We start from the raw sequence: 10,689 nt of genomic DNA, 5'->3' as shown, positions 1-10,689 counted from the left end.
ATTCTTGCATTCACTTGTAATAAAGCTTAATAGATGGTAAAATAGACGAGTGAAAAAAAGACAAAACAAAGCAAAAAATAATCTACTGTGGCAGTATGGTCTAGGGATGACGATTTTGCTTGTGGTTATCAGTGCTTCCTTTCTGTATCTGGTTTCTCTTAGCATGAAACCCTATCAAACAGCTAAAAGTGAAGGAGAAAAATTAGCTCAGCAGTATGCAGGATTAGAGCAGGCTGATCAGGTTGACTTATACAATGGCTTGGAATCTTATTATAGCGTTCTTGGTCGCAATAAAAAACAAGAATCGCTTGCTGTCCTGATTGGAAAAGATGACCATAAGATTTACGTTTATCAGCTAAATCAAGGTGTTTCACAAGAAAAAGCAGAAGCTCTTTCTAAGGAAAAAGGAGCTGGCGAGATTGACAAGATTACCTTTGGCCGTTATCAAGATAAGCCAATCTGGGAAGTCAAGTCAGGATCTGATTTTTATCTAGTAGATTTTGAAACAGGAGCATTGGTCAATAAGGAGGGCCTATGAAACTATCCAACCGTGTTTTAGAAATGGAAGAAAGTGTCACTTTAGCTAGTGATGCAAGAGCAAAAAAATTAAAAGCTCAAGGTAAAGATGTCCTTTTCTTGACCTTGGGACAACCAGATTTTCACACCCCTGAAAATATTCAGGATGCAGCAGTTAAAGCTATTCGAGAAGGACAGGCTTCCTTCTATACAGTAGCTTCAGGTCTACCAGAATTAAAAGCTGCGGTGAATACCTACTTCGAGCGCTACTATGGCTATTCTGTCGCAAGTAACGAGGTTACCTTTGCTACAGGTGCCAAGTTCTCCCTCTATACTTTCTTTATGGCTGTAATTAATCCTTTAGATGAGGTTATTATTCCAACTCCATACTGGGTTAGTTATGGAGATCAGGTCAAGATGGCAGAAGGCGTTCCCGCCTTTGTTCCTGCTAAGGAAGATAACCACTTTAAGGTAACTGTAGAGCAGTTAGAAGCAGTTCGCACTGATAAGACCAAGGTTTTGGTTCTCAATTCACCATCTAATCCGACTGGTATGATTTATACTCGTGAAGAATTACTAGCTATCGGAAATTGGGCAGTTGAGCATGACATTCTGATTTTAGCTGATGATATATACGGTCGCCTTGTTTATAATGGAAATGAATTTATTCCAATCTCAAGTCTATCAGAAGCAATTCGTAAGCAAACCATTGTGATCAACGGTGTATCAAAAGCTTATGCCATGACAGGTTGGCGGGTAGGTTATGCAGTGGGTGATCCAGAAATCATTGCTGCTATGAGCAAATTGACAGGTCAAACAACTTCTAACCTAACTGCTGTTTCACAATATGCAACCATCGAAGCCCTAACTGGACCGCAAGATTCTGTGGAAGTTATGCGTCAAGCATTTGAAGAACGTCTCAATACCATCTATCCACTCTTGTGTGAAGTCCCTGGTTTTGAAGTGGTCAAACCACAAGGAGCCTTCTATCTCTTTCCAAATGTTAAAAAAGCCATGGAGATGAAAGGTTATACGGATGTGACTGACTTTACAACAGCTATTCTTGAGGAAGTTGGTTTGGCACTCATAACAGGAGCTGGCTTTGGAGCGCCAGAAAATGTCCGCCTCAGCTATGCGACAGACCTAGACACGCTTAAAGAAGCAGTTAAACGCTTGAAAGCATTTATGGGTAGTGAGAATGATTGATCATTTTGAAATTAAGGTAAAAGATTTACAAATTTCAGAAGGATTTTATAAGAGATTTCTCGCTCCTTTGGGCTATAAATTGGCTTTTAAGACTAGTTCTCTAATCAGTTTTCTTGCTCCAAACAGCCCTCATCCTGGTGGTGATTTTTGGCTGGCTCAGGGGACACAAGATCCTATTCACTTTGCTTTCTTAGCAGAAAATAAGGAAGAGGTTCAAGCTTGTTATGAGGCTGGCTTAGAGGCAGGTGGGCGAGACAATGGGGCTCCTGGTTATCGCAGTGAGCATCCGATTTACTATGCTGCTTTTGTGATTGACCCAGATGGGAACAATATAGAAGTGGTTTGCCATAAAGAATAAAAAAGAAAAGGAAAAATAATGACAAAACGTGTAACGATTATTGATGTAAAAGACTATGTTGGTCAAGAAGTGACGATTGGCGCTTGGGTTGCCAACAAATCAGGAAAAGGGAAAATCGCCTTCTTACAATTGCGTGATGGAACAGCCTTCTTCCAAGGTGTGGCCTTTAAACCAAACTTTGTAGAAAAATTTGGTGAAGAAGTGGGACTTGAGAAGTTTGATGTTATCAAACGCTTGAGCCAAGAAACGTCTGTTTATGTGACAGGTATTGTCAAAGAAGACGAACGTTCTAAGTTTGGCTATGAGTTGGATATTACAGACATCGAAGTGATCGGTGAATCTCAAGACTACCCAATCACACCAAAAGAACACGGGACAGACTTCTTGATGGACAACCGTCACTTGTGGCTCCGTTCTCGTAAGCAAGTAGCGGTGATGCAAATTCGTAACGCTATCATTTATGCAACTTATGAGTTCTTTGACAAGAACGGTTTCATGAAGTTTGATAGCCCAATTCTTTCAGGAAATGCGGCTGAAGATTCAACGGAACTCTTTGAAACTGACTACTTTGGAACGCCAGCTTACTTGAGCCAATCAGGTCAGCTTTACCTAGAAGCAGGAGCTATGGCCCTTGGCCGTGTCTTTGACTTTGGTCCAGTATTCCGTGCTGAAAAATCAAAAACACGCCGTCACTTGACTGAGTTCTGGATGATGGATGCTGAGTACTCATACTTGACACATGATGAGTCGCTTGACTTGCAAGAAGCTTATGTGAAAGCTCTTCTTCAAGGTGTTCTTGATCGTGCGCCTCAAGCCTTGGAAACATTGGAACGTGATACAGAACTCTTGAAACGCTACATTGCAGAGCCCTTCAAACGCATCACTTATGATCAAGCCATCGACCTCTTGCAAGAGCATGAAAATGATGAAGATGCTGACTACGAACATCTTGAGCATGGTGATGACTTTGGTTCACCGCATGAAACTTGGATCTCAAACCACTTTGGTGTGCCAACTTTTGTCATGAATTACCCAGCAGCTATCAAGGCCTTCTACATGAAACCAGTTCCTGGAAATCCAGAGCGCGTGCTTTGTGCAGACTTGCTTGCTCCAGAAGGTTACGGAGAAATCATCGGTGGTTCTATGCGTGAGGAAGACTACGATGCCCTTGTTGCTAAGATGGATGAACTTGGTATGGATCGTACAGAGTATGAATTCTACCTTGACCTTCGTAAATACGGTACTGTACCACACGGTGGCTTCGGTATCGGTATTGAACGTATGGTGACCTTCGCAGCTGGAACAAAACACATTCGTGAAGCTATCCCATTCCCACGTATGTTGCACCGTATCAAACCGTAAGAATAGGAAAACGCCCATGTGGCGTTTTTTTCATGGAAAGGTCGAGAAACGAAAGTAACTATTATCAGGTTTTCAAAATCTTGATAATATGCGCTTTTCGTGAAAATATTTACTTCCTTTTCTTATAAAATTGAATTTGTGCTAGAAACATACTACCAGTTGTTCAGAATAGAGTTTCGTATCCTAGTACATTAATCTTATTGTTTAAAAACTGATGTATGTACTATTTTCTTCAAGGAAGTATTAGCTTGAAACCATAAATATATATAGGCACGAAACTTGAATTAATAATAGTGGCATGATACAATATTAAGTGATATTGATAATTATTGGGCAACCTTTTTTAAAATGATAACCTCTTAATATTGCTAAAAAATTTAAGGGGGGGGGGGGCTTTTTATTTGTCTGTATATTTCAATTCAATATTAAAAAAATATGCATAAAGGAGGTTGTGACTCTAAATGAAGGGTAAACAACAAGATTTTAGAACGGAAAAGTATATTCGTTACGGTATTCGTAAATACAGTTTTGGAGCAGCATCAGTAGCGATTGCGGCTGGTTTAATGTTCTTAGGAAATGGAGCAGTTTCAGCGACAGAGGTACAAGGTGCAGAAACTATAGTAGCAGCAACTGAAACTTCTACATCAACTGTGGCGACACCAGCAACTAAGCAATCAACAGCACCAGCTGTAGAACAACCAGTAGCACCAGCAGAAGCATCAAAAGCGGAAGAAGCACCAACTACAAAGGCTGACACAAGCAAATTGGAAGCAGCTATTGCTCGTATGGAGACAGCCCTTGGCAAAGCAGGAGTATCTGAAAAGACTGCCTCAGCTATTGAAGCAGCAAAAACAGAACTTGCTAAGGCTCAAGCCCTACTGTCAAACGACAAAGCAACCCAAACAGAAGTAGATAAAGTTGCTAAAGAATTGAATAGCCAAGCTTTCGTTCTTTCAAGTATGCCAAAAGTAGAAAAGAAAGAAGAAAAACAAAATCAAGACTCACGTAATGGACAAGCGATTCCTGGTAATGGGGAAAGTGGGTTTAGAGAGGCAGCGGGTACAACAAGTGAGACATCAAACACTACAGTTACCAATGATGTCATCACCCCAACAACACCAGCGAAACCAACAGCAAAAGATATAGTTGGAGATACAAGTACAGTATCAAGAGAGAATTTCACTGGTTGGGATACCTATACAATGCCATTTGGAAGTCATCACCCAGGGGAAGGGGATTTAGGAGTAAATACTCCAGAGAAGAAAGCTGATGCAGAAGGACTAGAGTTTAGAGTATTTTCTGATCAACGTGCTGGTACAAGACCTAGTCCAGGACCTTCTAATTATACGTATTTAGGTAAAGAGAGTGATGTTAAAGCGCGTATCGACTATGGTTTGAAATTACCAGCAGAAGAAGTTCAAAAGTTGATAGAAGAAGCGGTTCTTTGGCGTGGAAAAATGCGCTATGATGGGTCGAGAATTCAAAGTGCAGCTGCTTCTACATATTTTGGTAGTGGACCATATGAATATCTAATATCAAGTATTTATAAACTTGGATATGAACAAGGTATTGATAAAGTATATATTAAAGATGTAAGCAAACGTATTGAAGTAACGGAAAAAGCTAAGGCCGCTGGATGGACGGTTTCAGATTTTACAGTATACAATTTTCCAGGAGCTACATATGACAAGCAAACAGATAGTGTGCAAGGGGTTCTTACACATAATACTCCATTTAACTATCAACAATTAAGAACTCGAGTAACTTTTAAAAATACTATTACTGGTAAAACATTAACACTTCCTTTAGATGATCATCGATTTGGTGGAGTTGCTTGGAAAGATACTACACCGCCTAAAATCGGAATTAATGATACAGTGAAAGAAGGAAAAGTAGGAGAAAATCTTGTAGTTCCGGTTGAATATAGAGATGCCGGTGGTTCTCATGCCGGCGCACCTAATGGTAGAAATATTCCTTATAATTTAACAGATGAAAATGGAACACCGCTAAATCGTGTGATAACTATTAGAGATACAGTAAGTCGTGCTATTGTTGGTGTTTCTGGGGAGAAAATTACAGGAACTACAGGAGCAGGAGCAGGGAATCCTACAGAATTAACAGGAAATGACACAAAAATTCCTGGTGTAGGTTTCACAATTGCCTCGAATGATATGACAGATAGCAATCCGAATGGATTTAAAGGAACTCCTACTGAAGCAGGGATTTACCGCGTATCTATTTATGCAAGAGACTATAATGTAACTAATGCAAATGAAGCGTATGCTCACGCAACCTTTAAAATTGCGCCTTCAGTAACTGTAAAAAATGTGCACGCATATGATAAAGAAGTCCCAATTACGATTTCAAACGGTGCTTCTGAAGCAACGATTTCATTGCCAGATGGAACAAATACTAAAATTGTTGCTAAAAATGGTAAATGGGTTGTATCGGAAACAACTAATACAGCTGTAAACGTTAATGATGAAATCGGTACAGTTGGAGAAACATTTAATTTAAAAGTTCTTCCAACAGCAACAGCAAAAGCGGCTACAGATACGATTAATGTAACAGCAAGCAGTGAAAATGTAACAGCTACTTTCACACGAGCGGAAGTAACTATAAAAACGCAAGTTGGAGATAATGTAACCGCAACATTCAATAAGACAACAGGTCGTTGGGATTTACCTAGTGATATTGCTGAAAAGAAAACAGTTAATAGCGATGGAACTACTACATGGTTAAAACGTGACTTGTATGTTGATGTAAACAAAAATGGAGAAACAATATTTAATGTTTATGAATATACTCGTACGTTAGATGCAACAGGAAAAGTGACAGCTGTCAATAATCCTACTCGTACCTTGACAACTTATCATAAAGAAAATGCGGCGAATAGTTCAGCAGACTCAGCAACTGATACCAATAAAGGTATGGTTGTAACTGTAAAATATGACAAAGGACTAAATAAATGGACTGCAGATGACAACTCTACTGTAACAGCAACCAAAAATGGAGAAACATGGAATATTTCAACTACATCAGGCTTCACTGGAACAGTCGATGCAGTTCATGCAGAAAGTTCAGATAAAGCGTCTATATTAAATGATGCTCCAGCTGTTACTTCAACTTCTTACACAACTGTAAAAGGTGCAACTGTTGATTTAGTAAAACAAGCATCTGCTGCAGTAACAATTACTGACAGAGAAGATGATGCAACTACAGATCCAACTAAGAAGGAAACAACTGTTACTAAAGTAACGTTAACATCTCCTTCAGGGAAAGTAACGGAATATTATAGTGCCGCAGAAGTTGCAGCTGTTAAGTTAACAGAAGCGGGTCATTATACTGTTAAAGTAGATGTAAAAGATAGTAATGGAAATATAGTTACTGCCGATTCTGATACAGCAACAGGAACAAATGAAAATGATAATACTGCGATTGCTTCAACGACTTATGTTATTACTGTTAAAAATCAAGCAACAGGTAAACTTTATACAGTAGAGGATGACACTGTAACAAGTGATCAAATAAAAGACAAAGTAAATCCTACAGCTGTAGATGGATTTACTCCAACTAAAAATGATATTACTAATATTCCTGCAACTTCAGGTAAAGCAGGTCAAACATTACCAACTCCTGCAACAGTAACTTATACAAAAGGAACAGAAACAATTTCAGTAGAAACAACTGTAGATGTTGTAGTTTTACCAAAAGTAACTCCTACAGGAGTGACGGTACTTAAAGATAGCACTGATTTAGAAACTGTAGTGAAAGAAAAAGCAATAGAAGCAGCTAAAGCAATTGCAACAGATAAGATTCCAACAGGTGTAAAAGTATCGATTAAACAAGTAAAAGAAGGTACTCTTCCAGCAACAACGACAACAGGTGTCCAAACTCCTGCAAAAGTAGTAGTAGAGTACAAAGATGCTAATGATAATGTTGTTGAAACGAGAGAAGTCGAAGTTCCAGTAACGGTAGTAGGATCAACAGTAAATAAAATTGTAAAACTCGAAGGTGATGAATTAACAGATGATGAAGTGAAAGCTGCTGTAACAGCAGGTACAGATGGGAAAAAAGGTGAACCACTATTATCTGAAAATATTACAGCAGAACCAGGGACTAAGGAAGTTCCAATTCCTGTAACCTATAATAATGATAGTTTATCGGAAAGAGTTTTAGTACCAGTAGTAGTTTTACCAAAAGCAACTGGTGATGTAGACGTACCAAAAGGCTCAACTGTTGAAAAAGTAAAAGAAGCAGCTAAAGCAAAAGTAACAGAATTAGTAACATCAGCTGATTTCAAAGCGAATTTACCAGAAGGTTCTAAAGATGTAGTTGTTGGAGATGTTACTGAAGAAGTATTAGCAACAATGACTGCAGAAAAAGGAACGGATAAAGGAATCGTTAAAGTTCCAGTAACTTATACAGTTGATGGCAAAACGTATACAAAAGATGCTGAAATTACGGTTAACGTATTAGGTTCAGTACCAAAAACAGTCTACACTGTAGAAGGAACAAAACCAGATGCGAATAAGGTAAAAGAAGCAGTAACACCAGATACTGACGGAACAGTAGGAACGCCAACAGAAGCTGATTTACCAGAAACAACAGGAAAAGTTGGAGCAACAGATGTAACTGTTCCAACTACAGTAACGTATCCAAGCGGAAATGAAACTGTAAATGTACCAGTTGAAGTATTACCAAAAGCAATACCAGAAAAAGTAACAACATTAAAAGATACAACTAGTGACAACCTAACAACAGCTGTAAAAGAAAAAGCACAAGCTGCAGTAGGTAAACTAACATTACCATCAGGAGTTACAGCAGAATTAGATCCAAATCAAACATATGCTGTTCCAGCAACAGATTCTAATGGTGACAAAACAGCAGTACCAGTAAAAGTACAATACAAAGACAGTACAGGTACAGTGGTAACTGAAGATACAATTTTAGTACCAGTAACAGTCGTAAGTTCAACACCAAGTAAGATTGTTGTATTTGAAGGTGAAAAACCAACTGCTGAACAAGCAAAAGAAGCGGTAACACCAGGAACAGACGGTAAAAAAGGTGAACCAACAACATTACCAGAAACAACTGGAAAAGCTGGAGCTACAGATGTAAAAGTTGACGTGCCGGTAACTTATGATAATGGTAAGATAACAGAAACAGTAAGTGTCCCTGTAACAGTATTACCAAAACCAGAAGCTGATGAAATTCTTGTTCCTAAAAATGGCGATAAAGAAAAAGCAAAAGAAAAAGTACTTGCTCAAGCTGAAAAAGCGATTGCTGATGGAACATTTACAGGTAAACTACCACAAGGTGCTAGAGTTGAGATTGATAAAACAGCTACAGTAACAGTTCCTGACTTAACAGAAGATACAGAAGTTGATGTACCAGTTAAATACACTGTAGATGGTCAAGAAAAAATGACAACGATTAAAGTTCCTGTAACAGTAGTTGAAGGTGTTCCTCAAATTGTTCCAGTGGATGAAAACAATAAACAACCAAATCCAGAAAACAGTATTGATAAAACGGAATATCCAGATGGTTCTACATTTAGATATAAAACTCCTAATGGACAAACATCTCCAATCGATGTAACAACAACTGGAGATAAGAATGTGATTGTTGAAGTGCTAGATAAAGGCGGTAATCCTATTGCAGAAGTACCAGCGATTGTACGTGTAGTAGATAGTACACCACAATTTGTAGTAGCAAATCCAGCTAAGAAACAACCTGAAGCGAAAGATAGTGTTACACCAGGAGAATATCCAGATGGCACAACATTTGAGTACAAGACACCGGTAGATACAACAACTGCAGGTGAAAAAGATGTGACAGTTGTAGCTAAGCTAAATAATCAACCAATTGTAGAAGTTCCTGCAAAAGTAGTGGTAGTAGATCCTAAGACGCAATATGTGGCAGCAGATCCAAGCAAACCACAACCAGATGCATCTAAGAGTATTGATCCAGAACAATATCCAGATGGCACAACATTTGAGTACAAAACTCCAGTAGATACAACAACTCCAGGTGAAAAAGATGTAGTCGTTGTTGCCAAAGATGGAGATGATACACTTGTTGAAGTGCCAACAAAAGTGAAGGTTGTACAAGGTTACCCTCAAATTGTTCCAGTGGATGAAGGTAAGAAACAACCGTCTCCAGAAGATAGCATTGATACGGATGATTATCCAGAAGATGCAACATTTGAGTATAAAGAAGAAGTAGATACGTCTACATCAGGCGACAAGAAAGTTACTGTTGTTGTGAAACAAGGGGATAAAGTATTAGTAGAAGTACCTGCAACTGTACGTGTTGTAGAAAGCTATCCACAATTTGTGCCAGTAGACAAGGATAAAAAACAACCTTCTGCTGAAGGAAGTATTGATCCTAAAGCATTCCCTAAAGAGACAGAGTTTACTTACGAAACTCCAGTAGACACAACAACACCAGGCGAAAAGGATGTTGTTGTAGTAGCGAAAATTGGGGATAAAGTCATTGCGAAAGTCCCTGCAAAAGTAATGGTTGTAGAACCTAAGACACAATATGTGCCAGTTGATAAATCAAACAAACAACCAGATGCATCTAAGAGTATTGATCCTGAACAATATCCAGATGAAATTACATTTGGATATAAGACTCCAGTGGACACAACAACACCAGGCGAAAAAGATGTAGTCGTTGTTGCAAAAGATGGAGATGACACACTTGTTGAAGTACCAGCTAAAGTTAAAGTAGTAGAAGGAAAAGAACAATTAATTCCTATTAATGCTACAGGTGAAAATCAACCAAAACCAAAAGATAGTATTACACCAAGTGATTATCCAGCAGACTCAACATTTGAATATAAAGTTCCAGAAGGACAAACAACTCCATATGATGGAACAACTCCAGGGGATAAATCAGTTACAGTTGTGGTAAAAGATAAAAATGGTAATGTATTAGTAGAGGTTCCAGCAACCATTAAAGTTGTGGAATCAAAACCAACACCAATCGAAACACCAGTAACGAATACACCATTAACAAAAGAGGATATTGCTAAATATGTTAAAGTGCCAGAAGGTGGTAACGTAACGAACGTAGAGAACATTCCAGACTTAACAACCCCAGGTAAGAAAGATCCAGTTAAAGTTACTGTTACTTTACCAAATGGAAAAACAACTACAGTCGAAGTTCCTGTCAATGTAACACCTGTTAAGGAAATCGAAACCCCAGTGACGAATACACCTTTAACAAAAGATGATATT

General features: G+C 38.6%; 5 protein-coding genes. All 5 read left to right on the top strand.

Annotated elements, in window-relative coordinates:
* Positions 1-49 precede the first annotated feature (49 nt).
* Positions 50-538 carry a cell wall elongation regulator TseB-like domain-containing protein gene (locus ADI58_RS00730; RefSeq protein WP_049521085.1) on the top strand — a complete coding sequence of 163 codons (489 nt, stop codon included), beginning with the start codon at positions 50-52 and terminating at the stop codon, positions 536-538.
* Positions 535-1,722 carry a pyridoxal phosphate-dependent aminotransferase gene (locus ADI58_RS00725; RefSeq protein WP_049521084.1) on the top strand — a complete coding sequence of 396 codons (1,188 nt, stop codon included), beginning with the start codon at positions 535-537 and terminating at the stop codon, positions 1,720-1,722. Before ADI58_RS00730 ends, ADI58_RS00725 begins: the two co-directional genes overlap by 4 nt.
* A complete protein-coding gene (locus ADI58_RS11055; RefSeq protein WP_049521083.1) occupies positions 1,715-2,080 on the top strand; it encodes a VOC family protein in 366 nt (121 codons plus the stop codon). The genes ADI58_RS00725 and ADI58_RS11055 overlap by 8 nt, the downstream gene beginning before the upstream one ends.
* Before the next feature lie 18 nt (positions 2,081-2,098).
* Positions 2,099-3,442 (top strand): asparagine--tRNA ligase, encoded by a 1,344-nt coding sequence (asnS, locus tag ADI58_RS00715; protein ID WP_000167160.1) that lies wholly within the window; start codon positions 2,099-2,101, stop codon positions 3,440-3,442.
* Between the two features lie 461 nt (positions 3,443-3,903).
* Positions 3,904-10,689, top strand: a 6,786-nt coding sequence (locus tag ADI58_RS00710) for a Rib/alpha-like domain-containing protein (RefSeq protein ID WP_049521082.1), incomplete at its 3' end; no start/stop codon positions are given.

Source organism: Streptococcus mitis (assembly GCF_001074635.1).
GTDB lineage: Bacteria > Bacillota > Bacilli > Lactobacillales > Streptococcaceae > Streptococcus > Streptococcus mitis_E.
This window is presented reverse-complemented; position numbering and strand designations above follow the sequence as displayed.